This is a genomic window from Leifsonia xyli subsp. cynodontis DSM 46306 (assembly GCF_000470775.1).
In the GTDB taxonomy this organism is placed as follows: domain Bacteria; phylum Actinomycetota; class Actinomycetes; order Actinomycetales; family Microbacteriaceae; genus Leifsonia; species Leifsonia cynodontis.
Map to the genome: position 1 here is coordinate 2,192,159 of NC_022438.1, position 26,771 is coordinate 2,218,929.

The window sequence follows — 26,771 nt, forward strand, 5'->3', positions numbered from 1 at the left end:
GGTTATGCCTCAACTCCTGCTGCGGCCGGCGCGGCCTGGGCTTCGGGCGCGTTGCTCCCCCGGCCACCGCGGCGCGGACGGTCGTTGCGCTCGCGCGACGGCTTGACGTTCGCCTGCTCGCGAGCCAGTTCCTTGTTCGTGATGTCGCCCTTGTAGATCCACACCTTGACACCGATGCGACAGAAGGTGGTCTTGGCCTCGTAAAAGCCGTAGTCGATGTTGGCGCGGAGGGTGTGCAGCGGCACACGGCCTTCGCGGTAGAACTCGGAGCGGCTCATCTCGGCCCCGCCGAGACGGCCCGACACCTGGATGCGGACGCCCTTGGCGCCGGCGCGCTGCGCGCCCTGGAGGCCCTTGCGCATCGCGCGGCGGAACGCCACGCGGGCGGCGAGCTGCTCCGCGATGCCCTGCGCGACGAGCTGGGCGTCGGCCTCGGGGTTCTTGACCTCGAGAATGTTCAGCTGGATCTGCTTGCCCGAGAGCTTCTCGAGATCGGCGCGGATGCGCTCGGCCTCGGCGCCGCGGCGACCGATCACGATGCCCGGACGGGCCGTGTGGATGTCGACGCGGACGCGGTCGCGAGTGCGCTCGATCTCGATGCGCGAGACACCCGCGCGGTCGAGCGAGGTCTTCAGCAGTGTGCGGATCTTGACGTCCTCGGCCAGGTAGTCGCTGTAGCGCTGACCCTTCTTCGTGCTGTCGGAGAACCACCGCGACACATGGTCGGTGGTGATGCCCAGACGGAAGCCATACGGGTTGACTTTCTGACCCATTAGTTGCTCGCCTTCTTCACAGTGCTGGCCTTCTTAGCTGGCTGGGCGACCTCAGCCTCATCCGGCGTCGCGAGGACGACGGTGATGTGGCTGGTGCGCTTGTTGATGCGGAAGGCACGGCCCTGAGCGCGCGGCTGGAACCGCTTCAGGGTGGTCCCTTCGTCCACGAAGGCACGGCTCACGTAGAGGTCCTGCTCATCCAGGTAGGTGTTGGTCTGGTCGGCCTTGACGCGCGCATTGGCGATGGCCGACGCGACCAGCTTGTACACCGGCTCGCTCGCGCCCTGCGGGGCGAACCTCAGGATGGCCAGGGCCTCCTGGGCCTGCTTGCCGCGGATCAGGTTGACGACGCGACGGGCCTTCATGGGGGTGACGCGGATGTGTCGCACACGTGCGATCGACTCCACCATTTCTCTCCTCCTTTTCGTCGCCGCGATTAGCGGCGACGACCCTTCTTGTCGTCCTTCACGTGACCGCGGAAGGTGCGCGTCGGCGCGAACTCGCCGAGCTTGTGACCGACCATGGTCTCGGTGACGAACACCGGGATGTGCTTGCGACCGTCATGCACCGCGATCGTGTGGCCGAGCATGGCCGGGACGATCATCGAGCGGCGCGACCAGGTCTTGATCACGTTCTTGCTGTTGGCCTCGTTCGCGGCGACCACCTTGCGAAACAGGTGCTCGTCGACGAAGGGGCCCTTCTTGAGACTGCGTGGCATCTTCTCGAACTCCTACTTGCGCTTCTTGCCGGCGTTGCGGCGGCGAACGATGAGCTTGTCGCTCTCCTTGTTGGGGTGGCGCGTGCGGCCTTCCTTCTGGCCCCACGGGCTGACCGGGTGACGACCACCGGAGGTCTTGCCCTCACCGCCACCGTGCGGGTGGTCGATCGGGTTCATCGCGACACCGCGGACGGTCGGGCGCACGCCCTTCCAGCGCATGCGGCCGGCCTTGCCCCAGTTGATGTTCGACTGCTCGGCGTTGCCGACCTCGCCGATCGTGGCGCGGCAGCGCGCGTCGACGTTGCGGACCTCGCCCGAGGGGAGGCGCAGCTGGGCGTAAGGGCCGTCCTTCGCGACGAGACGCACCGAGGAGCCAGCGGAGCGGGCCAGCTTGGCGCCACCGCCCGGCTTGAGCTCGATCGCGTGGACGACGGTGCCGGTCGGGATGTTGCGCAGCGGCAGGTTGTTGCCCGGCTTAATGTCCGCGCCAGCGCCCGACTCGACGATGTCGCCCTGCTTGAGACCGGCGGGCGCCAGGATGTAGCGCTTGGTGCCGTCCAGGAAGTGCAGGAGCGCGATACGAGCTGTGCGGTTCGGGTCGTACTCGATGTGGGCGACCTTGGCGTTCACGCCGTCCTTGTCATTGCGACGGAAGTCGATGACGCGGTACTGGCGCTTGTGGCCACCACCGATGTGACGGGTCGTGATGCGGCCCTGGTTGTTGCGGCCACCACTCTTCGACAGCGGCCGGAGAAGGGACTTCTCCGGCGTCGAGCGGGTGATCTCGGCGAAGTCAGCGACCGAGGAGCCGCGACGACCGGGGGTCGTGGGCTTGTAGTTACGAATAGCCATGTCTGTCTTCCTCTAATCCTTCGCTCAGCCGACGGCCGTGAAGATGTCGATGGAACCGGACTTCAGCGTGACGATGGCACGCTTGGTGTCCTTGCGCTTGCCGAGGCCGAACTTGGTGCGGCGGGTCTTGCCCTGACGGTTCAGGGTGTTCACCGATGCGACCTCGACCTTGAAGATCGACTCGATGGCGAGCTTGATCTCGGCCTTGTTGGAACGCGGGTCGACGAGGAAGGTGTACTTGCCCTCGTCGATCAGGCCGTAGCTCTTCTCGGAGACGACCGGGGCGATGATGACGTCGCGCGGGTCCTTGTTGACGGCGGCCATCAGGCGTTCACCTCTTCCTTCTTGGTCGCAGCGCTGGTGGACTTGGCTGCGATGAAGCCCTCGAGCGCGGCCTGGGTGAAGACGATGTCGTCGCTCACCAGCACGTCGTAGGCGTTCAGCTGGTCGTAGGTCAGCGCATGCACGGACGCGATGTTGCGCACGCTCTTGAAAGCGAGTTCGTCGTCGCGCTCCAGCACGACGAGGACGTGCTTCGAGGTGGCGACGCCGCTCAGCAGCTCCACGACGGCCTTGGTCGAGGGGGCTTCACCGGCGGTGAAGGCCTGGACGGCGTGGATGCGGCTGCCGCGAGCGCGGTCCGAGAGAGCGCCGAGCAGAGCGGCGGCGATCATCCTCTTGGGGGTGCGCTGCGAGTAGTCGCGCGGCGTCGGTCCGTGGACGATGCCACCACCGGTCATCTGGGGAGCGCGGATCGAGCCCTGACGAGCACGGCCGGTGCCCTTCTGCTTGAACGGCTTGCGGCCGGCGCCGGAGACCTCGCCACGACCCTTGGTCTTGTGCGTGCCCTGGCGAGCCGCGGCGAGCTGCGCCGTGACGACCTGGTGGATCAGCGGGATGTTGGTCTGAACGTCGAACAGGGAGTCGGGAAGCTCGACGGAGCCGGCCTTCTTGCCCTTGAGGTCGACGACGTCAATCGAGGTAGCCATGAGCTTAGGCCCCCTTCACTGCGTTGCGGACGAAAACGATGCGGCCGCGCGCACCGGGAACGGCGCCCTTGACCAGCAGCAGGCCCTTCTCGGCGTCGATGGCCTGCACCGTGAGGTTCAGGACGGTGACGCGCTCGCCGCCCATGCGACCGGCCATGCGCATGCCCTTGAAGACACGGCTGGGGGTCGAGGAGGCGCCGATGGAGCCCGGCTTGCGGTGGTTGCGGTGCGCACCGTGCGAGGCGGAGACGCCCTGGAAGTTGTGGCGCTTCATGACGCCGGCGAAGCCCTTGCCCTTCGAGGTGCCGACGACATCGACCAGCTGGCCGGCCTCGAAGGTGCTGTCGACGGTGAGCTCCTGGCCGGCCGAGTACTCGGCGGCGTCGGCGGTGCGGACCTCGGTCAGGTGACGGCGCGGCGTGACGCCGGCCTTGTCGAAGTGGCCGGCGGAGGGCTTGTTGACCTTGCGCGGGTCGATCTGGCCGTAGGCGATCTGGACGGCATTGTAGCCGTCGGCCTCGGGGGTGCGGACCTGGGTCACGACGTTCGGCGTGATCTCGATGACGGTCACGGGGATGAGCTTGTTGTTCTCGTCCCAGACCTGGGTCATGCCGAGCTTCTTGCCGAGGAGGCCACGGGAGGTCTTGGTGTCGATGGTGGACATAGCGGCACTCCCCCTTAGAGCTTGATCTCGATGTTGACGTCGGCCGGCAGGTCGAGACGCATGAGCGAGTCGACGGCCTTCGGCGTCGGGTCGATGATGTCGATCAGCCGCTTGTGCGTGCGCATCTCGAAGTGCTCGCGGCTGTCCTTGTACTTGTGGGGCGAACGGATGACGCACACCACGTTCTTCTCGGTGGGAAGCGGCACCGGCCCGACGACGGTCGCGCCGGCACGGGTCACCGTGTCGACGATCTTGCGCGCCGAGGTGTCGAGACCAGCGTGGTCGTACGATTTAAGCCGAATGCGGATCTTCTGTCCCGCCATGTTGCGACTCTCTCTCTTGTTATGGCGTCGTACGAAGAACTCTCCTCGGGGGGAGTGCTCTCGCATTGGACGCGGTGCGACGAACGCAGGGGAACGCCACTGTTTATCTGTCAACTCTCCGGCCTCGCCTCTGGGAGTTTCTCCCGGCCGGAAGACAGGGATGAACCGTGTTCTCCGAGGTAGCCGATGTGAGCGTGTCCTGCTGCCTGCGGCCTAACCATCCGTCCGCGGGTCCGGAGACTCTCGCGCTGGGCTATGCACAACCTGGCAGTGATCCGTTCGGAGCGCGCACTCGCACACTCGTTCCGAAATGTTCAACCCGTCAAGTTTGCCAGATTCCGGCCAGTGCTGCAACCCGGGCGTGTCGCGCTACCGGGATCCGGCGAGTTCCGTCAGTTTCACGCCGAATCGAGCGTACTCGGAGGCGACGTACGCCTCGAGCGCCCCGGCTGCGTCGCCCGCGGCATCCGAGCCGGGCTCACCGATCGAGCACAGAGCCGCGGCGAGGGCGCGGACCAGTTCTGCGTGGGAGGAACCGTCGACCTGGACGAGACTCTCCCCCACCGCGCCGGCCACTTCCTCCAGCGCCGGCGAGCTGCGCGTGACGACCGTCTTCCCGGCGGCCAGGCCCTGCCAGACCTTGTTGGCGATGACGCTCCGCGCCTTCGGGGAGTCCCCGAAGATGCCGAGCACCACATCCGCGGCGGCCAGGTGATCGGCCAGCTCGATCGCGGGGACCGGCTCGAGGAATCGGCACTGCTCGGCGATCCCGAGCTCAACGGCCCGCGCGCGGACGCTCGCCCGCGGCGTACCGTCGCCGATGAACGTGGCCTCGAACGACGTGGCCGCTCCGAGCGCGGCGAGCGCCTCCAGAATGACCGGCAGGCCGTGCAACGGAATGTAGTTGCCGTAGTAGAGGACACGGAGGGGCTCGTCCGCTGCGCGCCGGCGATCGGCGGCCGCCGCCCCGGTCGCCGGGCGCGCCCACCCGGGAGCGCCCACCGGGAGGGAGAGGACATCGGTTCCGGGATGCGCGGCAGCCAGCTGTTGCGCCCGGACCCTGGTGTCGATCAGGACGAGGTCGGCCAGCGCGCAGGCCATCGCGTCCACCAGTGCGTACCATCGCGCCCGCAGCGAGCCCGGCCGTGCTTTCTTGCAGTCTTCGACCATCGTCTCGTACTGCCCGACGAATCCGTCGGCCACGAGCACGCCCCGGTTGAGGCGCGCGACCGCCCACACGACGGCGATGTACGGGAGCGAGAACTCCGACAGGATGTAGACCCGCCGCCCGTGGACGGTGAACAGGAGCGCTCGGAGATCGTGCAGCATCCGCCCGCCAGCGGGACCCTTCCCGACGTCGCGTGATCGTGATCTCGGCGCCTAGGTGCTCCTCGAGGAAAGCGCGAATCCGTGCGTTGCGCGGATATTCGGTGTCCCAGACACGGCAGTAGGCGACCTTCACGCGGCGGGCCTCCCCATCCGAACCCGGTTGCTGAGCGCGCGGAACGTTGTGACGCAGAAGTAGGCCCAAGCGCCGTACCCGAGCCGTCCGCCGCGGAGAGCCGCGCCCAGGCACGCGAGCAGGCCGCTCCCGCTCGCCGCCCGTCCCGCGCGGTCGGCGGGCAGCGTCAGGAAGAAGTCGCCGCGGATACGCCGACTGGTCGCTGTGAGGTACCGTTTGCCCCACTCGAGGCTCGCGCGCCAGTTCGGGTCCGTGGTCAGAGAGTCGGCATGACTGACGGGGCGGCACACGAGCGGTTCTGGGACGCACAGCATGCGGGTTCCCCGTTCGCGCTCCAGCCAGATCAGCCACTCCCAGTCTTGGTGGAGCCGCACGGCGGTGTCCCACGGCTCGGACAGCGCCAGAGCCTGGGGGAACAGCATGGTGGAAGAAGCGAATTGTGGCGAGACGGAACGGAGGCGGGGTCTTTCCAGCAGGTACTCGGTGATGCTCGGAACGTCTCGGACGGGCTCGGTGGGGACCACGCGCTCGCCGCCGGTGCTCAGGTCTTTTTCGAGAATCGCACAGCTCACCACCCAGTTGCCGCCCGAGACTCCGGCCGATTCGAGCGCGTCCAGCTGGGCTCGGAGCTTCGTCGCCTCCCAGGTGTCGTCGTCGTCGAGCGGCGCGACGGTCTCGTGCCGCGCCGCGCGGATGCCGGCCATGCGTGCGCCGTTCCCGCGCAGTTCCGGTTCGGAACGCACGACATGCACCCGGGGGTCCTGGAAAACCGGCGGATTCTAGTGGTCGTTGCAACACGACGATTAGCTGGTAGGTAGTTTAGCGAGGCGCTGGGCTGGGGTTTCCCAGCCGAGCGTTTTGCGTGGGCGGGTGTTGAGTTCGTGTGCGACTCGGGCAAGGTCCGCGGGCGAGTGCTGTGAGAGGTCGGTGCCCTTCGGGAAGTACTGCCTCAGCAACCCGTTCGTGTTCTCGTTAGAACCGCGCTGCCAGGGCGAGGCTGGGTCGCAGAAGTAGACGTCCATGTCGGTGGCGATCGTGAACGTCTTGTGGGCGGCCATCTCCGCACCCTGGTCCCAGGTCAGCGACTTCTTCAGTTCGGCCGGCAGGCCGCTCATCGTCCGAATGAGGCCATCGCGGACGGTCTCGGCAGCGTGGTCGGTCGGGAGGTGGACGAGCATCACGAACCTGGTGGTTCGCTCGACGAGGGTGCCGATCGCGCTGGCGTGGTCAGCGCCGATGATGAGATCGCCTTCCCAATGCCCTGGAACAGCACGATCAGCGACCTCAGCGGGGCGCTCGGAGATCATGAGCATCGGGTCGACGAACCGCGAACGACGTGCGTTGGTTCCCCGGTTCGGTCGGCGACGTGCGCGCCCGGTACGCAGCGCTGTCGCGAGATCACGGCGCAGCTGGCCGCGTCCTTGGAGATAGAGCGTCTGGTAGATCGTCTCGGTCGCCACTCGCATCCCAACGTCGTCCGGGAACTGACGGATCAGGGCTCGAGTGATCTGCTCGGGAGACCACCGCAACGCCAGCTTCGACTCAACGAAAGCACGCAACCGCAGCTCTGTCACCAGTCTTCGCGGCTTTGGCCGTGGGCGACGCTTCGCCGAGTAGCGATGTGCTGCGAAGGGGTGATAGATCCCGGTCGAGGACCGGTTCCGGGAGATTTCCCGACTGATCGTGGATGGCGACCGCCGCAGCTGGGCGGCGATGCTCCGCAGTGACAACCCATCGCGGAGGAGATCCCGGATCTGCTCACGTTCCTCCAGCGAAAGGAACCGCGGATCGAGCTTCCTCTCCAGCTGAAAGATCGCCGCCGGCGAGATTGTCTCGGTGCCGTCAAGAAACGTCGTCATACCTGTTTTGTAATCGACGACCCGACCATCTGGGTAATAGCGGCGATGAGCGGTCTTCCGGACACCGTTATCCCAATCCCGTGCCGTGCGGATGTTCACCCCGACGGCAGCCGCTGCTTCGCGACGCGAGATGCCATCGCGTCGCAACTGGAAGTAGCGTTCCTTTCCTGGATGCGGACCAGTCCCGGTTTTCCCCTGGCTGCGCAGGCCGGCCTTCCATACCCACGTCCCGCAGGTCGCCGGGTTGAACCCCAACTCACGCGCCGCGATCGTGATGCTCCCACACGCCTCGAACAACGCGAAGAACGCGTCCTTATCAGCCTGCGTGAAACAGCGTCGATCCCTCGAATAGCTCCTTAAACGGGCCACGGTCGTTACAACTCCCAGAAAGTCCAGGTGTTGCAACGACCGTTAGAACCCAAGAATAGCGCGGGGCCTTGTTTTTGCTGGAGCCGCCCGAGGGAATCGAACCCTCGACCTTCTCATTACGAGTGAGATGCTCTGCCGACTGAGCTAGGGCGGCGTGGCCGGAATGCAGTGCCGGATACAATGAGACAGCTTACCCGATCTCGAGAGGCTCTCTCGACAACGAATGCGGCGTTCGGGGGGTCAGCGGGGCTTCGTCCCGAGCGCCTGCACCTGCTCGAAGGAGCTGCGGAGCCGGGCGCTGAGCGGTTCGCCGCCGCCGAGGTCGACCCAGCACGACCAGGCGTGCCGCATACCGGCGAACGCGACGTACGTCACGAGACGCGCTCGCTGGTGCAGGGCCTCGGGGTCGGCGGCGAGGGCGGGGTCGTCGCGGGAGAGACGCTGCTGCACGACCGCACTGAGCGCGTCCTCGAATTGATGCATCCTGGCCAGGCGCTGAGCGAACAACTCGGGGTTGTCCTTCAGGAGGGCGCGGCGCCGGATATGCAGCTCCTGCACGCTCGCGGACATCGCGCCCGGGAACGCGGGATCGCCCAGCTCGCCGGTGGCGATCGCCGCGATCAGCAGCTGGCCGATGCTGTCCAGAAGGGGCTCCTCCGGCCCGGCGGCGACGAACCGATCGATACTCGCCTCGTCAGGGAGTTCGGGGAGCTCGCCGACGATCGCGGACTCCTTCGACGGGAAATAGTTGAAGAAGGTGCGTGGGGAGACGTTCGCCGCGTGGCTGATCTCATCCACGGTCACACGGTCGAACCCTCGTTCGCCCGCGAGTTGGAGGGCGGCGAGCTGGATGGCGCGGCGTGTGGCGATGCGCTTGCGCTCGCGGAGGCCGAGCTCACCCTCCACTGCGGGTTCGCAGGCGACAGTCACAGAGATGATTATTTCATTCTCTGCAAAATTGCACCACTCACTTTAAGTCGCATGAAGCATGCCTCAGCAGGTCTTACCGTCGGCGGGCAGCACGCCATTCACGAGGTAGGAGTCCACGGTGTCGTTCACACAGGAGTTGGACTTGTTGTAGGCCGTGTGGCCCTCGCCCTTGTACCTCAGCAGGCGCCCGTTCTCCAACTGGCCGGCGAGGCTCTTCGCCCAGACATACGGGGTGGCCGGGTCGTTGGTGGTGCCGACGACCAGGATGGGAGCCGAGCCTTTCGCGGCGATCGGGCCGCGCTCGACAGCCGACTTGTACGGCCAGTTCGCGCACCCGATCTCGCCGTACGACATGTAGGGGCCGATGACCGGCGCCGCCCGTGTGAGCTCCGCGGCTTGCGCACGCATTCTGACGGGATCGGCGTCGTGGGAGTAGTCCAGGCAGTTGATCGCCGAGAACGCCTCGGTGGAATTGCCGTTCTCAGTGCCGTCTTTGCTCCGGCTGTTGTAGGCGTCGGCCAGGGTGAACGCGGCCGCCGCGCTGCCCTTCATCACCGACTCGAACATCTTACTCAAGTACGACCACGCGGTCGCGTCGTAGAGCGGGTAGATGATCGCGGTCACCAGGGTGTCGGCGCCGAGCATGCGTCCGTCGCTGTTGCGGATCGGACTCTTCTCGACAGAGGCCAGCAGGTCGGAGACGGTCCGCATCCCCTCCTCCACCGTGCCGGCGAACGGGCAGCCCTTCTGCGGCAGGCAGTCTTTGAGATAGGCGCTCAGCGCACTCTCGAAGCCCTCGGCCTGCGCCTTCGTCACATCGAAGTACGAGACCGCAGGGTCGAGCGCTCCGTCGAACACGAGCCGGCCGGTCTTGCCCGGATAGAGACCGGCGTAGACCGCGCCCAGGTAGGTGCCATACGAATAGCCGAGATAGTTGAGCTTCTTGTCGCCCAGGGCGGCGCGCAGCAGATCTAGATCGCGTGCGGCGCTGACCGTGTCCACATGGTCGAGCAGCGCGCCCGTGTTCTTCTCGCACGCCGCACCGAAGTTCTTCGAGACAGCAGTGTTCTCCGCGATCCACTGGTCCGAACCGCGCGTGCCGGGCGTGATGCCATAGAGGTAATCGTCCATCTGGCCGGCGCCGTAGCACCTGACCGCCGACGACCGGCCAACGCCGCGGGGATCGAAGCCCACCACATCGAAATGGTCCTGCAGAGTGGAGTCGGTCGCGCGGTCCACCGAATCCTTCACGAAATCGTAGCCGGAGCCACCGGGTCCACCCGGGTTGACCAGCAACGAGCCCTGCTTCGCGCCCTTCGCGGGCTGCCGGATGAGCGCGAGCTCGATCTCGCCCGCGCCCGGATCGTTCCAGTTCAGCGGCGCCTTGGCCGTCGAGCACTGCATCCCGCTCGCGCAGTCCGACCAGGTCAGGCGCTGGCTGTAGAAGGGCTGCAACGCAGCGGGAACGCTCTCTGTCGCCGGCGTGGACGTCCGCGGCGCTCTCGCCGGCAGGAACCAGGTGACGCAGCCGCTCAGCGTGAGCGCGACGACCGCTGCGATGGCGATGAAGACGGTACGGGCGGCTCCCCGGCAGGACGGGCGTCCTGATCGCGTGGTCATTGGTCGGTCCCTTTTCGCGCGGCTTCGCCACGGAGAACAGCGGTGAGCATGGCCTCGAGGGCCAGCGCGGGCGCGACGTTCGCGTCGATGCGCTGACGGGCGGTGGCGACCGCGTCCATGGCCGCGAGCGTAGCGGCCGGAGTCGTACGGGCGCTGAGTGCGCCGAGCTCGCCACTCAGCTCGGTGTTCACGAGACCGATCCCGCCGTCGAGCTGGACCATCATCACGTCGCGGTACAGCGAGAGCAGATCGGTCAGGATGCGGTCGATCCCGTCGCGCAGACTGCGCGTAGCACGGCGCTTCTGGTCCTCTTCGAGCTGGCGCAGTTGCACACGCAGCGCCGGGGGGATGGCCGCGCCGGGTTCGAGGCCGAGCGAGCGCAGAGCGTGTTCTCGCTCCTGCGCGTCGCGCTCCTCCGTGATCGCTTTGGCGTCCGCGCCGGCGATCTCCAGCAGTTCCGCTGCGGCGAGCACCGCGCCGGAGACCGAGCGGACCCCGAGGGCGAGTTGCAGCGTCCGCTCGCGCCGTCGCCGGGCTTCCCCGTTCGTCGCGAGCCGGTGCGCCATCCCGATGTGGCTCTGAGCGTGACGGGCCGCGCGCTCGGCGGTCTCGGCGTCCACCCCGTCGCGCCGTTGGATGAGCCCGGCAACGTCCGCCACGCCGGGCACCTTCAGCCGCACCGTGCGCACGCGGGAGCGGATCGTCGGCAGCAGGTCGGCCTCGCTCGGCGCGCACAGTATCCAGACCGTGCGCTCCGGAGGCTCCTCCAGCGCCTTCAGCAGCACATTCGAGGTGCGCTCGGTCATCCGGTCGGCGTCCTCGATGACCATCACGCGAAACCGCCCGGCCGAGGGCGCGAACTGCGAGCTGGAGACGAGCGAGCGCACCTCGTCGATCGAGATGATCACCCGCTCGGTGCTCAGGACGGTGAGATCGGGATGCGTCCTCGCCTCGACCTGCCGGCGCGCTGCCCGGTCTCCCTCCGGGGTCCCGGGGCTCAGCAGCGCGGTCGCGAAAGCGAACGCGAGATTCGACCGGCCCGAGCCGGGCGGACCGGTGATCAGCCACGAGTGCGTCATGCCGCGGGCCGCCTGCTCGACGGGCCCGGGGGCGGTGGCGGTCTCCGCGGCGGCACGGACGACGGCGATGGCGTCGTCCTGCCCCGTGAGTTCGTCCCAGACCGCCATAGCCTCCAGGCTAGCGGCCACCGCGGACACTCGCTCCGCCCTCAGACCCGGCCGTCGAGGCGGCGGCGGATCTCCGCGGCGATCTCCTCGACCGGACACGAAGCGTCCACGACCAGGAACCGCCCCGGCTCGGCGGCGGCGAGCGCCAGATAGGCCGCCCGCACCCGCGCGTGGAACTCGGACCGTTCCGCCTCCAGCCGGTCGTACCGTGTCCGGGCACTGTCGAGGCGCACCCGCGCGGTCGTCTCGTCGAGGTCGAGCAGAATGGTCAGATCCGGCAGCAGCCCCTCGGCGGCCCACAGCGACAGCCCGCGGACCTCCCCCGCGTCCAGCACCCGTCCGGCGCCCTGGTAGGCGACGGAGGAGTCGAGGTAACGGTCCTGCAACACCACCTCCCCGCGCTCCAGGGCCGGACGCACGACCGTCGCGACATGGTGCGCGCGGTCCGCGGCGTACAGCAGCGCCTCGGCGCGCGGAGCGATGTCCCCGCGGCGGTGCAGAACGATCTCCCGGATCTCGACTCCGACGTCCGTGCCGCCGGGCTCGCGAGTGCGGACGACCGTGCGGCCGAGCCCGAGCAGCCACCGCTCGAGCAGGGCGGCCTGGGTGGACTTCCCGACACCGTCCCCGCCCTCGAGCGTGATGAACAGCCCGGGGCGGGAGGTGGGGACGCTCACTCCGCGTCCGCAGCGGTCGGCTCGACGGCGGTGGATGCGGTGGTCTTGACGGCGGCGGCCTTCTTCGCCGCCGCGGTCTTCGCCGCGCTCGACGTGGCCGCTGCGCTCGTGGTCGCGGCCGTCTTCTTCGCGGCGGCCGGCTTCGCGGGCGTCTTCTTCGCGGGCGTCTTCTTCGCGGGCGTCTTCTTCGCGGGCGTCTTCTTCGCGGGCGTCTTCTTCGCGGCGCTCGCGCGCGACGTGGCCTTCCTCGCCGCGCCCTTCTTGGCCGGACCCTTGGCACGTTTATCGGCCAGGAGTTGCACGGCCCGCTCGAAGTCGACCTCGTCGACGGTCTCGCCACGCGGGATGGTCGCGTTCGTCTCGCCGTCGGTGACGTAGGGACCGAACCGGCCGTCCTTCAGCCTGATCGGTTTGCCGCTGACCGGGTCCGCATCGAATTCCTTGAGCGCGCTCGAGGCACGCCGGTTGCCATACTTCGGCTGGGCGAACAGATCCAGCGCCCCTGCGAGGTCGACGGCGAAGATATCGTCCTCTCCCGGCAGCGAGCGGGTGTCGGTCCCCTTCTTCAGGTACGGCCCGTAGCGGCCGTTCTGCGCCTGGATCTCGTCCCCGCTCTCCGGGTCCACACCGACGACACGTGGCAGATCGAGCAACCGGAGCGCGGTGTCGAGGTCGACGCTCGCCAGGTCCATCGATTTGAAGAGGGACGCCGTGCGCTGCTTCGGCGCCGCGCCCTTCTTCGCGGGCTTCCTGGCCTCGATCACCTCGCCGGTCTGCTGGTCGGCCTCGGGCTCTTCCGGGTCGGCTTCGGTCACGTAGGGACCGAAGCGGCCGTCTTTCGCGAGCACCAGCTTCCCGTTCGCCGGGTTGGTGCCCAGCACACGGTCGGTCTGGACCGGCGCCTCGATCAGCTCGCGCGCCTTGGCCGGGGTCAGCTCGTCCGGGGCCAGCTCCGGCGGGATGCTGACCCGGCGCGGCGAGGCGTCCTCCGCCGCACCCGGTTCGGCGAGCTCGAGGTAAGGACCGTACTTGCCGATGCGAAGCGTCACGCCGTCGTCGATCGCGATCGAGTTGATGCTGCGCGCGTCGATCTCACCGAGATTGTCGATGACCCGGCGCAGCCCCGTGTGCTTGTCACTGCCGAAGTAGAAGCTGTTCAGCCAGTCCACGCGCGCCGCCAAACCGCCGGCAATGCGGTCGAGGTCGTCTTCCATCTCGGCCGTGAAGTCGTACTGCACGAGGTCGCCGAAGTAGTCCTCCAACAGGCGGACGACCGAGAACGCCACCCAGCTGGGCACGAGCGCCTGACCGCGCTGGGTGACATAGCCGCGGTCGATGATCGTGGAGATGATGCTCGCGAACGTCGACGGACGCCCGATCCCGAGCTCCTCCAGCGATTTGACGAGGCTCGCCTCGGTGTAGCGCGGCGGCGGGGTGGTCTCGTGCCCGTCCGCTGCGACCTCCTGGACGGACAGCGCCTGCCCGGCGGTCAACGGCGGGAGCTTGGACTCACCGGTGTCGGAGGCGTTGCGCTCCTCGTCCCGGCCCTCTTCGTAGGCGCCCAGGAACCCGCGGAAAGTGATCACGGTGCCGCTCGCGGTGAACTCCGCGACCGTCCCCGAGAGCTGCCCCTCCGCGATGGCGGCCTCGACGGTGACCGAAGCGGTCTGTCCCTTGGCGTCGGCCATCTGCGAGGCGACCGTGCGCTTCCAGATCAGGTCGTAGAGCCGCAGCTCCGGCCCGCGCAACGACTTCTCCAGCTCGGCCGGAGTCCGGAACGTCTCACCCGAGGGACGGATCGCCTCGTGGGCCTCCTGTGCGTTCTTGCTCTTGGAGGTGTAGACGCGTGGCTTCTCCGGCACCGTCTCGGGACCGTAGAGCTTCGCCGCTTGTGCCCGTGCCGCGTTCGTCGCCTGCTGCGACAGCGAGGCGGAGTCGGTGCGCATATAGGTGATGTAGCCGTTCTCGTAGAGCGACTGCGCGACACTCATCGTCTGACGTGCCGAGAACCGCAGCTTCCGGGCGGCCTCCTGCTGCATCGTCGAGGTGGTGAACGGCGCTGCCGGACGCCGCGAATACGGCTTCGAGTCGACCTTCGCGACCGACACGACCGTGCTCGGCTTCCGGATCGCCTCGGCGAGCGCCTGCGCGGCGGCCTCGTCGAGGGTCCGCGCCCCGGAGGTCAACCGACCGTGGTCGTCGAAGTCGCGACCGGTCGCGATCCGGTCGCCATCGACCCGTGCGAGCCGGGCCCCGAAGGAAGGGGCCTCTTCCGGCGCAAGCTCGGCCGTCAGTCCCCAGTAGCTCGCCGCGACGAACGCCAGCCGCTCCCGTTCGCGGTCCACGACGAGCCGCGTCGCCGCGGACTGGACGCGACCGGCCGACAGCCCGGGACCAACCTTCCGCCAGAGCACCGGCGACACCTCGTAGCCGTACAGGCGGTCCAGGATGCGCCGGGTCTCCTGAGCGTCGACGAGGGCCGTGTCGATCTGGCGGGTGTTGTCGCGCGCCTTCTCGATCGCCTCACGGGTGATCTCGTGGAACACCATCCGCTTGACGGGCACCTTCGGTTTGAGCACCTCGACCAGATGCCAGGCGATGGCTTCCCCCTCGCGGTCCTCATCCGTGGCGAGCAGGAGCTCGTCGGCGTCCTTCAGCGCCCGCTTCAGGTCGGCGACCGTCTTCTTCTTCTGATCGGACACGACGTAGTAGGGCTCGAACTCGTTCTCGACATCCACCGAGAACTTGCCGAGCGAGCCCTTCTTCAGTTCCGGCGGCAGGTTCTTGGGCTCGATGAGGTCGCGGATGTGCCCGACTGAGGCCATGACCTCGTAGCCGTCGCCCAGATACTGCGCGATAGACTTCATCTTGTTCGGAGACTCGACGATGACGAGTTTCTTCGTGGCGGGCACCTGACTCCTCGTTATATCTGTACGCACGATCGTTTCGACGAACGTGCGGTTTCGCTCCCCCAAGCGCCGCTCCGATGGCGGCGAGCGCGGCCCACACGGCCCAACACGCAAACCATACACACCTCAGCCGCCAGTGTGCCTAATCCTCTCGACGGACGTTCGCCCTGGGCGCATCGCCCGAACCGCACCGCTCTTGCGGTCGCGCAGCGAACGCGGACAATAAGGGTATGGCACCGACTTCAATGACGACGTACACCGCCAAGCTGATCGACGGCCCCCTCGAGGGCAAGACCATCGCCACGGCTTTCCTCGACGAGGACGGACTCCGCCCCCGTCTGGAACTCCCTTCCACCACCGCAGGCAAGCGCTTCGTCTACATCCGTGCCGCCGGGGCAGAGGTCGAGTTCGCGCCCGGCGACGACCGTGCGCCGCTTCCGAGCGCGGCGGCGTATCGCTATTTGGAGACAGTGTTCGACTGAGCAGTGCTCGGCCTGTGCGGCCCGCGCATCGACTTATGGTGTGCCTGCCCTCATGGTGTGCCCGCCGGCCCGGCTCGAGCGGATGCGGAGGCCACGAGCCCGGCGTAACCCACCTGCACGGTGACAACGGCGACCGCCTCGGTCACCGCACACGCGCTCACCACCGCGCCGTTCGCCCTCGCGATATTCCGGGCAACCTCACACGGTTCGCCCGGCAGCCGTCCGATGGCGATGTCCGCCGCCGCGAGCGCTGCCAGGTCCGCCGCGACGCCCGCCCGTCGTTGAGCCGCCAGCGCACCGCAGACCGCCATCACGAGCAGCCCGACCACGACGACGACCGCCACGATCAGCACGGCAAGGACGGTGCCCGCTCCGCGATCTGAGGAGAGCGGGACAGCTACGCCACGCGCCGGCGACAAACCTGAACGCACACCACACCAAGCACGCGCACCACACCCCGAAGCCGCTGCCGTCTCCGCGCCACGACTCGCACGCTCACCGCTACCGGACACGAACCTCATGCGTGAGCCCGGTGTCACCGATGCCGTCACGGTCCCTCGACCGCCGACTCGTCCAGCGCGCACGCCCGGGCGCTCACAGCGAGCCCGAAGCTGCCGAGTCCGATCGCCGCGACCGGGGCGGACATCCGCACGCACACCATCCCTTTCTCCCTCTCGGTCGCGCTCGTCTGTCCACCCGGCGGATCGGGAGGAACATCCCCGCGCCCGAGCAGCCAGGCCATCACGGCGGCCCGATCGGTCAGCACCGCCTGCTGTGCCGCGGCCTGGACACCGGCGATGCACAGCCCGAGCCCGACGATGACGGCGGGGAGCGCGGCTGCGAACTCTGCGGCCACGCTGCCGCGCTCGGCGCTAACCGGCCACCGTGAGCGCACGTCTCACCAGTTCGCTCAGGATGCCGCGGACCTCGTCGCCCCGGAGCAACACCAGCAGCCCGGCGAAGCCCACCGCCGCCATGGTGGTGACCGCGTATTCGGCCGTGCTCGCGCCGCGTTCTTCGATGATCAGTCTGTTCGTGAACTCCCGCATGGGTCCTCCTTCGTTGTCGATGATTCGATCCTCGCGGCGAAGGCTCAGGCGTGGTTCGAGTCGGGCGAATCTGTTGATAAGTCATCGGAGACCGGTCACTGTGGAGGAGACCATCGCGAGGATGACCGGTGCGACGCCAAGAACGAGAAACGCGGGGAGCACACAGACACCCAGCGGGAGCAACAGCCGCACAGCCAGCGTCGCCGCCCGCGCTCGTCCCTCGATGCGGGCGGAGCGCCGTTCCTGCCGAGACGCGGACGCCAGGAGATCGGCCACCGGCGCTCCCGCGCGTTCCGCGATACGGAGCACACGGTCGAGCACATGATCGTCGCCGGTGTCCAGCCCCGAACGCTCCCGCACCTCGCCGATGAGCCGTCGCGCACCCGGCACGGAGAGACCGCCCGCAAGGGCCGCGCCCATCAGGTCCAGTCCGACGCCGGCGACGGGGCCCCTCGTCGTCGCGGACCGGACCAACCGGGACATCCAGGCCCGCCCCGCGAACGTCAGCCCGACACCGGCGACGAGGAGCCCCCAGCCGATCAGCGAACCGGTGAGCGCACCGAGGACGTCGATCCCGAGCCCGGCCGCCATGAGCAGCCCCACCAGGGGAAGGACCGTCATCAGCCGTGAGGTCGCCCGGGGACCGCTCAGTGCCGCTTCCACTTCACGCGCCGTCTCCGCGCGGTCGCGGAGCGAGGCTCCGGCGCCGCGCAACACGGGCGAGAGCACGGCTCCGGCGGCCTCGGCGACCTGCCAGGCTGCCGCGACCGTCCGAACGGCTGGGCCCGCCCGGACCGAGACGAGCACGAGCGCATCCCCCGGCCGCTCCCCCGCCGAGACCGCTCGCGCCACGCGGCCGATCGCGGGATGCGATGAGTCCTCCGCGAGATAGCCCCAAGCCGATTCCGGAGCCACCCCCGCCTCCAGCAGCACGCCCAGCGCCTCGACGGCCTCGGCGAGCGCGTCTTCCTCGAAACCGGGCCGCCTCCGGCCGCGCTCAGTCATCCCGCACCACCCGCAGACGGCCGTCGCCGCCGAGCGCGAGCCGGCCGAACCCCGCCACTCGGCGGCGCCCACCCGAGCGTTCGACGTGGACGATCATCCCGATAGCGCTGACCGCCTGACGCGCCACGGCTCGATCGTGCAGCCCCGCGAGCGCCCCGAGCGCCTCGAGCCGGGCCGGGACGTCCTCGATAGAGTTGGCATGCAGGGTGCCAGCTCCGCCGTCGTGTCCGGTGTTGAGCGCCGACAGGAGATCGCTGATCTCGGCGCCGCGGCACTCCCCCAGGACGAGCCGGTCCGGTCGCATCCGGAGTGCCTCGCGGACGAGGCGGCGCAGGTCTACCCCACCCGCACCCTCCAGATTCGGCTGTCGCGCCTGAAGACCGACGACGTGCGGGTGCGGAATGCGGAGTTCGGCGACATCCTCGATCACGACGAGGCGTTCGGTGGGCGGCACGTGGGCGAGCATCGCCGCGAGGAGGGTCGTCTTCCCCGCGCCGCCAGCCCCCGTCACGAGGAGGTTGACCCTGCCTGCGACGGCGGCGAGCAGGATCGCACGCTGGGCGGCCGTGAGCGTTCCGCTCTCGACCAGATCCGGGATGCGCGGCTGCACGCGCGCGGGGATGCGGACGGAGAGCAGGGTGCCCTCGGTGGAGACGGGCGGCAGCACTGCGTGGACGCGCACGCCGCCCGGGAGCCGGACGTCGATGAAAGGCGTCGCCTCGTCGATGTGCCGTCCGCCGTGCGCGATCAGGCGGACGGCGAGTCGTCTGACCGCGGTTTCCTCCGCGTTCCAGCCGTCCTGCCGTCGGAGGCCGCTGCGGGCGTCGTCCGTCCAGAGTTCGCCGGAACCGGTGACGAAGAGGTCGGTGATGCCCTCGCGCATGAGATAGAGGGTGAGCGGACCGTACGTGTACCAGAGGCCGGCCGGTGGCGGGGTCTGGAGACGGACCGATGAGGCGTCCGGACGCGGGGAGAGCACGGGCGGTTTCGACGCCACGCGGGACGAGACGGCCGCCAAGCCCCCTTCCGGGCTCCCGGCTAGCGTCGGTGTCTCCGGCGCAATCGCCGGCGACCCCCGCGATGCCGTCGCGTCATCCAGCGCAACATGAGCGGCCGGGAGCACCCGGCCGCCGCCCGGCGGCTCGTACCGTTCGGCCGGTCCTGCGGCAGCCTCCATCGCCCGGTGACGGGACGGCTCCCGTGGGCTCTCCCGCGGCTTCGCCCGCGCCCGTGTTCGTCTTCGCATCCCCTGACGCTACGGACATCCCGCGTCTGCGCGCCGGGGTCGCAGAATCCGTGGACAACTCGGCCGCGCCGCCGTGCTGTGGAGAACTCGATCGCGAACAGGAGACCCGTGTTAAACAAAGGGGGGCCGCACCTATTGGGGGGAACAGGTGCGGCCACTGCGGCGCAGGATTGGGGGGAATCGTATTGCGCCGCACGCCAGAATATTAACAATTCGGCCACGGACTAGTCTACGCAGAATCAATGCAAACGCAAGTCTGTTCGGGGTCCTCTTCTACAGGTTGTAGAGTCGGGCAGTATCGTGCCACGACTCATCCCATCCGGCATCGCAAAGGAGCGAACAGACTCGCCATGAGCAACACCATCGACAACCTGCTGCACGAAGCGCGCCGGTTCGCGCCCAGCGAGGAATTCGCCGCGAACGCTGTGGCGTCGGCTGATCTCTACGAGAGAGCGTCCGCCGACCGTCTCGGATTCTGGGCCGACCAGTCGCGCGAGCTGCTGCACTGGCACAAGCCGTTCACACGCACGCTCGACTGGTCGAATCCGCCGTTCGCTCAGTGGTTCGACGACGGCGAGCTCAACGTGGCCTACAACTGCCTCGACCGGCATGTGAACGCCGGAAACGGCGAGCGCGTCGCGCTCCACTGGGAGGGCGAGCCCGGCGACAGCCGGAGCATCACCTACGCCGAGCTGACCGCCGAGGTGAAGAAGGCAGCGAACCTGCTCACCAGCCTCGGCGTCCGTGCGGGCGACCGCGTGGCGATCTACCTGCCGATGATCCCGGAGGCCGTCGTCGCGATGCTCGCGATCGCCAGGATCGGCGCCGTCCACTCGGTGGTCTTCGGCGGATTCAGCGCAGAGAGTCTCCGCTCGCGCATCGACGACGCCGCGGCGAAGCTTGTCATCACGGCCGACGGCGGCTGGCGGAAAGGCCGCGTCTTCCCGCTCAAAGACGCGGTGGACGCCGCCCTCGCCAACGAACAGTGCGCCGACCGGCAAAGCACCGTCGAGCACGTTCTCGTCGTGAAGCGCGGCGAGAACGAGGTGGCCTGGACCGAAGGCCGCGACCTGTGGTGGCACGAGAAGATCGCCCAGGTGGATGCCGACCACGTCGCGAAAGCCTTCCCGTCCGAGAACCCACTCTTCATCCTGTACACCTCGGGCACCACCGGAAAGCCGAAGGGCATCCTGCACACCTCGGGCGGCTACCTGACCCAGGCGGCTTTCACCCACAAGAACGTGTTCGACCTGCATCCCGAGTCCGACGTCTACTGGTGCAGCGCGGATGTCGGCTGGATCACCGGCCACACATACGTCGTGTACGGCCCGCTCGCGAACGGCGCGACGCAGGTGCTCTACGAAGGCACCCCCGAGACGCCGCACCCCGGCCGGTGGTGGGAGATCATCGAGAAATATAGGGTCTCGATCTTCTACACGGCCCCCACAGCGATCCGCTCCTTCATGAAGCTAGGCCGGCAGCACCCGCAGCGGTTCGACCTGTCGAGCCTGCGCGTGCTCGGGTCGGTGGGGGAACCCATCAACCCCGAGGCCTGGATGTGGTACCGCGAGGTCATCGGCGGCAACCGGACGCCCGTCGTCGACACCTGGTGGCAGACCGAGACCGGCGCGATCATGGTCTCCGCCCTTCCCGGAGTGACGACATTGAAACCGGGGAGCGCCCAGGTTCCGCTGCCCGGGATCTCGGTCGACGTCCTCGACGAGGCCGGTGTTCCGGTCGGCCGGGACGAGGGCGGCCTCCTCGTGGTCACCAAACCGTGGCCGAGCATGCTGCGCGGCATCTGGGGCGACCCAGAGCGCTTCAAGGACACATACTGGGAGAAATTCGGCGACAAGTACTTCGCCGGCGACGGCGCCCGCTACGACAAGGACGGCGAGATCTGGCTGATGGGCCGCGTGGATGATGTGATGAACGTCTCCGGGCACCGCCTGTCGACCACGGAGATCGAATCGGCGCTGGTCGCCCACCCGCTCACCGCGGAGGCCGCCGTGGTCGGCGCGGCGGACGAAACGACCGGTCAAGCGGTGGTGGCCTTCGTCATCATCAAGCAGAATCAGCTGGAGACGGCCGAGTCGATCGACGCGGCCGCGGAACTGCGCAAGCACGTCGCCGAGCAGATCGGCGCGATCGCCCGGCCGCGCGACATCTTCCTGGTCAACGAACTGCCGAAGACGCGCTCCGGGAAGATCATGCGCAGGCTGCTCCGGGATGTCGCGGAAGGGCGCGAGGTCGGCGACACCACGACTCTGGCGGACACGGCGATCATGTCGTCCATCCAGTCCAAGCTCGTCTAGCTGTACAGCTAGACGATCGGCGCAGCGCAGATCCAGACAGCGCGGACCAGAGCAGCACCGCTGCCGAACAGAGGAAGCGGCGCGAACCGGGCCGGTTCGCGCCGCTTCCCGGGCTCACGGCCTAGTCGAACGCGACGATGAGCTCGACCTCGACAGGAGCGTCGAGCGGGAGCACAGCGACACCGACCGCGGAGCGAGCGTGGACGCCGGCGTCGCCGAAGACCTCGCCGAGAACCTCGGAGGCGCCGTTGACGACACCGGGCTGGCCGGTGAACGCGGGGTCCGAGGCGACGAAGCCGACGACCTTGACCACACGAGTGACGCGATCGAGGGAGCCGATCACGCTTTTGACCGCAGCGAGCGCGTTCAAAGCACAGATCCTGGCGTACTCCTTGGCGTCAGCGGCGGGGACGAGGCCGTGCCCCTCCCCCACTCTGCCTGTCGCAGGCAGAGCGCCCGCGACCATGGGCAGCTGACCGGAGGTGTACACGTGGCCGCCGTCGACCACCGCGGGAGTGTAGGCGGCGACGGGCGGGACAACCTCCGGCAGGTCGATCCCGAGTTCGGCGAGCCTCGCCTCGACGCCCGCCATTAGGTGTCCGCCCCGTCCCGCGCCGGACGCTTCAGGTAGGCGACCAGACCGCCTTCCGATCCGATGACCACCTGCACCAGCTCCCAGCCGTCAGACCCCCAGTTGTTGAGGATGGCGGCGGTGTTGTGGACGATCAGAGGGGTGGTCATGTATTCCCAGCGCAGCATTCTGCCCTTTCCGGTTGCAGGGGTCGGGCCGTTCGGTCCCACCTATCAGGTTTATCGCTTAGCCTGATCCTATGTCTGCGAAAAAACCACAGGCTAGAGGTGGGCTCGGAGCCGTCGGCGCGTTCGTCGGCATGAGCGCCGTGGTCGGTCTTCTGGTCACCGCCGCCGTCACACCCGCCATCGCAGTGACAGGCATGGCCGCCAACAACAGCATCGGCATTTTCGAGGGGCTGCCCGAGTACCTCCAGATCGGCCAGCTCGCCCAGCCGACCACGATCTACGCGAAGAACGCCGACGGTTCCGACGTCGCGCTGGCCACTTTCTACTCCCAGAACCGGTTGCCGGTCGCCTTCGACCAGATCTCGCAGTCGGCGAAGGATGCCGCGATCGCCGGCGAGGACCCGCGCTTCTACACGCACGGCGGCGTCGACATCCAGGGCACCATGCGCGGTGTCCTCTCGACGGTCTCCGGTGGCGGCGTGCAGGGCGGCTCCTCGATCACGCAGCAGTACGTGAAGAACGTGCTGCTCCAGAAGTGCGAGGCGATGCCGGTCAAGACGAAGGATCAGAAGGCCAAGTACCAAGACTGCGTCGACGACTCCACGGGCATCACGCCAGACCGCAAGATCAAGGAGATGAAGTACGCCATCGGCCTGGAGAAGAAGTACCCCAAAGACGAGATCCTGGTCGGCTATCTGAACATCGCCGGCTTTGGCGGTTCCGTCTACGGAATCGAAGCCGCAGCCCGCTACTACTACAACACGACCGCGGCAGCGCTGACGCCCGCGCAGGCGGCCAGCCTCATCGCGATCGTCAACGAGCCGAGCGGACTGAAGCTCGACAACCCCGACTCCGCATCGAACGGGGCCGCCAACGGCTACGCCAAGAACAAGGAGCGCCGCGACTACATCCTCGGCAAGATGTACGAGTACAAGAAACTCACCAAAGCGCAGTACGACGAAGCGGTCGAGACGCCGATCCAGCCGGTGATCACGCCGTCCAGCCGCGGCTGCCAAACGGCCGGCGGGGCGGCGTACTTCTGCGACTACGTGCAGAGGATCATCCTGAACGAAACCACCTTCGGCAAAGACGAGGATTCCCGCGCAGCGAACTTCAACCGCGGCGGCTACAAGATCTACACCTCTCTCGATGTCGACCTGCAGCGGACCGCGGAGGAGACGCTCGCTTCCTATGTGCCACAGACGTACTCGTTCGACATCGGCGGCGTACTTGTGGGTGTCCAGCCGGGGACAGGGCGTATCCTCTACATGGCCCAGAACAAGCAGTACTCACAAGATCCGGATGTGCTCGCGTCGGGCGATCAATACTCATCGGTCAACTATGCGACTGACTACGACTACGGCGGCTCCAACGGTTTCCAGGTCGGATCCACCTACAAGACGTTCACGCTCGCCGAATGGCTCGAAGAAGGCCACACGCTGAACGAGACAGTCAATGCCAACGTCAGGACCTACGCCACGGGCACGTTCAAGGGGTATTGCTTCCCCAACGGCTCCTACGGCTCCACCCCGAACCGCTGGCCGACGAACGACAGCTCGGGCGAAGAAGGCGTTCGCAGCGCGATTCAGGCGACGCAGCTCTCCATCAACACAGCGTTCGTCTCCATGGCATCCCAGCTCGATCTCTGCAAGATCCGGGACACGGCAAAAGCCTTCGGAGTACACACCGCCACGGGCACTGAGCTGGCCGCGAACCCGGCCAGCGTCCTGGGGACGAACACCATCGCACCGCTGACGATGGCAACCGCGTTCGCGGGAATCGCCAATGGCGGAGTCACCTGTTCCCCGATCGCGATCGACAAGATCATCGGAGCCGACGGCAAAGAGGTGTCCGCTCCGACATCGAAGTGCGAGCAATCGGTCGACCCGTCGATCGCCGCAGCGATGTCCGCGGCCATGCAGAGAGTGCTCGTCAGCCCAGGCACGGCCGCCGGCATGAATACGACCGGCAAGGACATGATTGCGAAGACCGGGACCACAGACGGAAACGAGCAGCTCTGGCTTGTGGCTTCCACCACGGGAGTGGCGGGTGCGTACTGGGTGGGCAATGTCACCGGTCACCAAGACATGCGGCGGACCACCCCGACTCACGGCACATCCCCGGCCAGCGCCCGCACATCGGTCATGCGAGCCATGATGTCCGCCGCCGTCGCGAAGTACGGGGGCGAGCCTTTCGCCAAGGCATCGGACAAACTCGTGCGCGGCGCACAGGTGACCGTCCCCGACCTCACCGGCAAGACCCCCGCGGAAGCGAAGTCCATCCTGATCGGCATCGGCCTCGACTCCGTCGACGGCGGCCCGCAGGACTCGGCACTGCCAGCGGGCACGGTTTCCGCAACCGATCCTGCGGCAGGGGCCTCGGTCGAGAAAGGCACGCAGGTGACCGTCTACACGAGCAACGGCGCGCTGGTGACGATCCCCAACGTCGTCGGGATGAAGGTGTCCGATGCGCAGAAGGCGCTGGCCGACGCCGGTTTCGCCATCAGACTCACCGGTGAGGGCAGCCCGGACGCCATCGTGCAGGCCGAGGAACCCGGGGCGGGGAGCAGAGCCAGACCGGGAACCCAGGTGGCCCTGACCGCGCAGAAAGCGACCCAGCCGACTCCGACGCCCGGCGCCGGCGGATGAGCGCGCGCTCGCTTCGAGCGGCGGGCGCCGCGCTGACGGCGCTCGCCGCTGGCGGCGCGACCGCATTCGCCTACGGGTCGCTCGTCGAACGCCGAGCGTTCACTCTGCGCGAAGTGACGGTTCCGGTGCTGCCGACCGGATCGGACTCCATCCGGGTGCTGCACCTCTCCGATCTGCACATGGCTCCGTGGCAGCACGACAAGCAGCAATGGATACGTTCCCTGGCGCGCTTCGAGCCCGATCTGATCGTGGACACCGGCGACAATCTGAGCCACCAGGACGGCCTCAGCGGCATCCGCGCGGCGCTCGATGTCTTCCGAGGCGTACCCGGCGTCTTCGTACACGGCTCGAACGACTACTTCGGCCCCCAGCTGAAGAACCCGTTCAAATACTTCACCGGCCCGTCCAAGAAGCGCGGCTCCACCTCGCCCCGGCTCGACACCGCCGCTTTGACGGAATACTTGAGCGGCCTCGGCTGGCTCGACCTCAACAACGCTACCGGGGCTCTGGAGGTACGTGGCACGCACCTCGAGCTGTTCGGTGTCGACGACCCGCACATCCGCTACGACCGCGTGGCAGCGATCCCGGGAGCGCTGGACGAACTGCGCGAGAACGACCCGTACTCCGACGACACGGCCTGGCCTGGCGACGGCGCGCGACCGGAACGCCCGACGGTGACACTCGGCGTCGTCCACGCGCCCTACCGTCGTGTGCTTGACTCGTTCGTGACCTATGGCGCTGCGATGATCTTCGCCGGGCACACGCACGGGGGCCAGGTGTGTGTGCCCGGCTACGGCGCGCTGGTGACGAACTGCGACATCTCCCGCAAGCAGGCAAAGGGCCTGAGCCTGTGGCGGCACGCCTTCCGCACGGCTTACCTGAACGTGTCGGCCGGGCTCGGAACGTCGATCTACGCACCGGTGCGGTTCGCGTGCCGGCCGGAGGCGACGCTCGTCACGCTGACGGCGGCAGAGTGAACGGAGTCGGCCTTTTCTCCTGCACGAACTCCTCTGGCGTCTTCCCCGTCGATCGGCAGGAGTGGTCATCGCCGCCCCGGCGCTCATGTATCCTAGACAAGGCCTTCGGGCCATCGGGGTGTGGCGCAGCTTGGTAGCGCGCTTCGTTCGGGACGAAGAGGCCGCAGGTTCAAATCCTGTCACCCCGACTCTGTCAAATAGGCTGTGAGACACGGCTGCCGATGCTTTCGCGAGTGTGCGCTTCAGCGGGCTGCCGCCTTCGTGCAGAGGCAAGGGGTCTGGCGAATCACAACCGCCGCGATTCTTTCACAGCACCCCTCACCGGGGAGCTTTCCATGACGCGTCTCGCCCCTCGTTCCGCGAGTCAGAACGCATCCGGCCGCGCGAACTCCGCCCCCGTGTATCGTGCGTCCGGGTCGGCCCGCGAGCGCACCAGTGGCAGCGTCCGCGTCACGGCGGTGGCGATCCGCTCGCGCAGGTCGTCCGAGGCGATGGCGTAGTCCTCGAAGTCCGCCTCGCTCGCGTAGATGCCGAGGGGCAGGGTGATCGACTGGAAGAACCCGAACAAGGGGCGCATCTGGTGCTCGACGAGCAGGGCATGGCGGTCGCTTCCGCCCGTGGCCGTGAGCACGACAGGTTTGTCCACGAGGGCGTACTGGCCGATGTGGTCGAAGAAGAGCTTGAAGAGGCCGGTGTAGGTCGCCCGGTAGGCGGGTGAGCCGACCACGATGATGTCAGCCGACTCCACCGCTTCGAGGGCGGCGAGGACACGCGGGCTGAGGTGGCTGCAGAACGGCCCGGCGCCCAGGTCGCCGAGCAGCGGTGCGAGTCCGATGACGTTCGGGGTGCCGCCGGTCGCGTCGGCGAAGGCAGGGGTCACCTCGTCGACGAGGACGGTCGTGCGCGACGGCGTCGTGAGGCTGCCGCTGACGCCGACGACGGTGGGTGCGTGTGCCAT

27 protein-coding genes, 2 tRNA genes and 2 pseudogenes are annotated in these 26,771 nt (G+C 67.8%); 5 read left to right on the forward strand and 26 right to left on the reverse strand.

Going from position 1 to position 26,771, the window contains the following annotated elements; all coding sequences use genetic code 11:
* Positions 1 to 2: 2 nt before the first annotated feature.
* From rpsC to topA, 18 genes and pseudogenes are all read right to left on the reverse strand, one after another.
* On the reverse strand, positions 3 to 773 hold the full coding sequence (gene rpsC / locus O159_RS10585; RefSeq protein WP_021755782.1) for a 30S ribosomal protein S3: 771 nt from the start codon (positions 771 to 773) through the stop codon (positions 3 to 5).
* On the reverse strand, positions 773 to 1,183 hold the full coding sequence (gene rplV, locus O159_RS10590) for a 50S ribosomal protein L22 (protein ID WP_021755783.1): 411 nt from the start codon (positions 1,181 to 1,183) through the stop codon (positions 773 to 775). The genes rpsC and rplV overlap by 1 nt, the downstream gene beginning before the upstream one ends.
* A gap of 26 nt (positions 1,184 to 1,209) precedes the next feature.
* A complete protein-coding gene (gene rpsS, locus O159_RS10595) occupies positions 1,210 to 1,491 on the reverse strand; it encodes a 30S ribosomal protein S19 (RefSeq protein WP_018191964.1) in 282 nt (93 codons plus the stop codon).
* A gap of 12 nt (positions 1,492 to 1,503) precedes the next feature.
* Positions 1,504 to 2,343, reverse strand: coding sequence for a 50S ribosomal protein L2 (gene rplB, locus O159_RS10600; protein WP_021755784.1), 840 nt, complete (start codon positions 2,341 to 2,343; stop codon positions 1,504 to 1,506).
* Positions 2,344 to 2,367: 24 nt separating this feature from the next.
* Entirely contained in the window at positions 2,368 to 2,667 is a 300-nt protein-coding gene (gene rplW, locus O159_RS10605) for a 50S ribosomal protein L23 (RefSeq protein ID WP_021755785.1), read from the reverse strand.
* Positions 2,667 to 3,332 (reverse strand): 50S ribosomal protein L4, encoded by a 666-nt coding sequence (gene rplD, locus O159_RS10610; protein WP_021755786.1) that lies wholly within the window; start codon positions 3,330 to 3,332, stop codon positions 2,667 to 2,669. Before rplD ends, rplW begins: the two co-directional genes overlap by 1 nt.
* 4 nt (positions 3,333 to 3,336) lie before the next feature.
* Positions 3,337 to 3,996: a 50S ribosomal protein L3 gene (gene rplC / locus O159_RS10615; RefSeq protein ID WP_021755787.1), complete on the reverse strand. Its 660-nt coding sequence runs from the start codon at positions 3,994 to 3,996 to the stop codon at positions 3,337 to 3,339.
* A 14-nt stretch (positions 3,997 to 4,010) separates the two neighbouring features.
* On the reverse strand, positions 4,011 to 4,319 hold the full coding sequence (gene rpsJ, locus O159_RS10620; protein ID WP_021755788.1) for a 30S ribosomal protein S10: 309 nt from the start codon (positions 4,317 to 4,319) through the stop codon (positions 4,011 to 4,013).
* A gap of 369 nt (positions 4,320 to 4,688) precedes the next feature.
* Positions 4,689 to 5,648: a glycosyltransferase gene (locus O159_RS13400; RefSeq protein WP_021755789.1), complete on the reverse strand. Its 960-nt coding sequence runs from the start codon at positions 5,646 to 5,648 to the stop codon at positions 4,689 to 4,691.
* Positions 5,649 to 5,777: 129 nt separating this feature from the next.
* A complete protein-coding gene (locus tag O159_RS10630) occupies positions 5,778 to 6,533 on the reverse strand; it encodes a glycosyltransferase (protein WP_021755790.1) in 756 nt (251 codons plus the stop codon).
* 20 nt (positions 6,534 to 6,553) lie between these two features.
* Positions 6,554 to 6,646, reverse strand: a pseudogene (locus tag O159_RS17010) (IS5/IS1182 family transposase); the annotation flags it as partial.
* Between the two features lie 52 nt (positions 6,647 to 6,698).
* Positions 6,699 to 7,640, reverse strand: a pseudogene (locus tag O159_RS10635) (IS30-like element ISLxc3 family transposase); the annotation flags it as partial.
* A 447-nt stretch (positions 7,641 to 8,087) separates the two neighbouring features.
* A tRNA-Thr gene (locus O159_RS10640) sits at positions 8,088 to 8,163 on the reverse strand.
* 86 nt (positions 8,164 to 8,249) lie between these two features.
* On the reverse strand, positions 8,250 to 8,939 hold the full coding sequence (locus O159_RS10645) for a TetR family transcriptional regulator (RefSeq protein ID WP_236609471.1): 690 nt from the start codon (positions 8,937 to 8,939) through the stop codon (positions 8,250 to 8,252).
* Between the two features lie 63 nt (positions 8,940 to 9,002).
* Positions 9,003 to 10,559 carry an alpha/beta hydrolase gene (locus O159_RS10650; RefSeq protein WP_021755792.1) on the reverse strand — a complete coding sequence of 519 codons (1,557 nt, stop codon included), beginning with the start codon at positions 10,557 to 10,559 and terminating at the stop codon, positions 9,003 to 9,005.
* On the reverse strand, positions 10,556 to 11,746 hold the full coding sequence (locus O159_RS10655; RefSeq protein ID WP_021755793.1) for a DNA polymerase III subunit delta': 1,191 nt from the start codon (positions 11,744 to 11,746) through the stop codon (positions 10,556 to 10,558). The genes O159_RS10650 and O159_RS10655 overlap by 4 nt, the downstream gene beginning before the upstream one ends.
* 41 nt (positions 11,747 to 11,787) lie before the next feature.
* Complete coding sequence (gene tmk, locus O159_RS10660) at positions 11,788 to 12,423, reverse strand: dTMP kinase (protein WP_021755794.1); 636 nt, start codon at positions 12,421 to 12,423, stop codon at positions 11,788 to 11,790.
* A complete protein-coding gene (topA, locus tag O159_RS10665) occupies positions 12,420 to 15,335 on the reverse strand; it encodes a type I DNA topoisomerase (protein ID WP_021755795.1) in 2,916 nt (971 codons plus the stop codon). Before topA ends, tmk begins: the two co-directional genes overlap by 4 nt.
* 227 nt (positions 15,336 to 15,562) lie before the next feature.
* Between topA and O159_RS10670 the strand changes: the two genes are divergently transcribed.
* Entirely contained in the window at positions 15,563 to 15,814 is a 252-nt protein-coding gene (locus O159_RS10670; protein WP_043993703.1) for a hypothetical protein, read from the forward strand.
* Between the two features lie 50 nt (positions 15,815 to 15,864).
* Here the strand turns inward: O159_RS10670 and O159_RS15930 are convergent, their stop codons facing one another.
* From O159_RS15930 to O159_RS10690, 5 genes are all read right to left on the reverse strand, one after another.
* Complete coding sequence (locus O159_RS15930) at positions 15,865 to 16,335, reverse strand: Rv3654c family TadE-like protein (RefSeq protein WP_081689951.1); 471 nt, start codon at positions 16,333 to 16,335, stop codon at positions 15,865 to 15,867.
* A 26-nt stretch (positions 16,336 to 16,361) separates the two neighbouring features.
* Complete coding sequence (locus tag O159_RS10680; RefSeq protein ID WP_021755798.1) at positions 16,362 to 16,670, reverse strand: hypothetical protein; 309 nt, start codon at positions 16,668 to 16,670, stop codon at positions 16,362 to 16,364.
* A gap of 16 nt (positions 16,671 to 16,686) precedes the next feature.
* Positions 16,687 to 16,863 (reverse strand): DUF4244 domain-containing protein, encoded by a 177-nt coding sequence (locus O159_RS14185; protein WP_081689872.1) that lies wholly within the window; start codon positions 16,861 to 16,863, stop codon positions 16,687 to 16,689.
* Between the two features lie 81 nt (positions 16,864 to 16,944).
* The gene (locus O159_RS10685) at positions 16,945 to 17,868 is read right to left on the reverse strand and encodes a type II secretion system F family protein (protein ID WP_043994264.1); all 924 of its coding nucleotides are present in this window, start codon (positions 17,866 to 17,868) and stop codon (positions 16,945 to 16,947) included.
* Positions 17,861 to 18,847 (reverse strand): TadA family conjugal transfer-associated ATPase, encoded by a 987-nt coding sequence (locus O159_RS10690; RefSeq protein WP_236609472.1) that lies wholly within the window; start codon positions 18,845 to 18,847, stop codon positions 17,861 to 17,863. Before O159_RS10690 ends, O159_RS10685 begins: the two co-directional genes overlap by 8 nt.
* Positions 18,848 to 19,464: 617 nt before the next feature.
* On the opposite strand from O159_RS10690, the gene acs reads away from it, so the two are divergent.
* Complete coding sequence (acs, locus tag O159_RS10695; protein WP_021755801.1) at positions 19,465 to 21,429, forward strand: acetate--CoA ligase; 1,965 nt, start codon at positions 19,465 to 19,467, stop codon at positions 21,427 to 21,429.
* Between the two features lie 121 nt (positions 21,430 to 21,550).
* Here the strand turns inward: acs and O159_RS10700 are convergent, their stop codons facing one another.
* Together O159_RS10700 and O159_RS15065 are read right to left on the reverse strand one after the other, a co-directional pair.
* Positions 21,551 to 22,021: a RidA family protein gene (locus O159_RS10700; protein ID WP_021755802.1), complete on the reverse strand. Its 471-nt coding sequence runs from the start codon at positions 22,019 to 22,021 to the stop codon at positions 21,551 to 21,553.
* Positions 22,021 to 22,170 carry a hypothetical protein gene (locus O159_RS15065; protein ID WP_169725636.1) on the reverse strand — a complete coding sequence of 50 codons (150 nt, stop codon included), beginning with the start codon at positions 22,168 to 22,170 and terminating at the stop codon, positions 22,021 to 22,023. The genes O159_RS10700 and O159_RS15065 overlap by 1 nt, the downstream gene beginning before the upstream one ends.
* A gap of 89 nt (positions 22,171 to 22,259) precedes the next feature.
* Here O159_RS15065 and O159_RS10705 point away from each other — a divergent pair, with 89 nt between their 5' ends.
* The 3 genes from O159_RS10705 to O159_RS10715 all read left to right on the forward strand — a co-directional run bounded on the left by O159_RS10705 (position 22,260) and on the right by O159_RS10715 (position 26,001).
* Positions 22,260 to 24,836 carry a transglycosylase domain-containing protein gene (locus O159_RS10705; RefSeq protein WP_043993709.1) on the forward strand — a complete coding sequence of 859 codons (2,577 nt, stop codon included), beginning with the start codon at positions 22,260 to 22,262 and terminating at the stop codon, positions 24,834 to 24,836.
* Positions 24,833 to 25,813: a metallophosphoesterase gene (locus O159_RS10710; protein ID WP_021755805.1), complete on the forward strand. Its 981-nt coding sequence runs from the start codon at positions 24,833 to 24,835 to the stop codon at positions 25,811 to 25,813. Before O159_RS10705 ends, O159_RS10710 begins: the two co-directional genes overlap by 4 nt.
* 114 nt (positions 25,814 to 25,927) lie before the next feature.
* Positions 25,928 to 26,001 (forward strand) — tRNA-Pro (locus O159_RS10715).
* Positions 26,002 to 26,177: 176 nt separating this feature from the next.
* On the opposite strand, the gene msuE is transcribed toward O159_RS10715, so the two are convergent.
* Positions 26,178 to 26,771 (reverse strand): FMN reductase, encoded by a 594-nt coding sequence (gene msuE, locus O159_RS10720; protein WP_021755807.1) that lies wholly within the window; start codon positions 26,769 to 26,771, stop codon positions 26,178 to 26,180.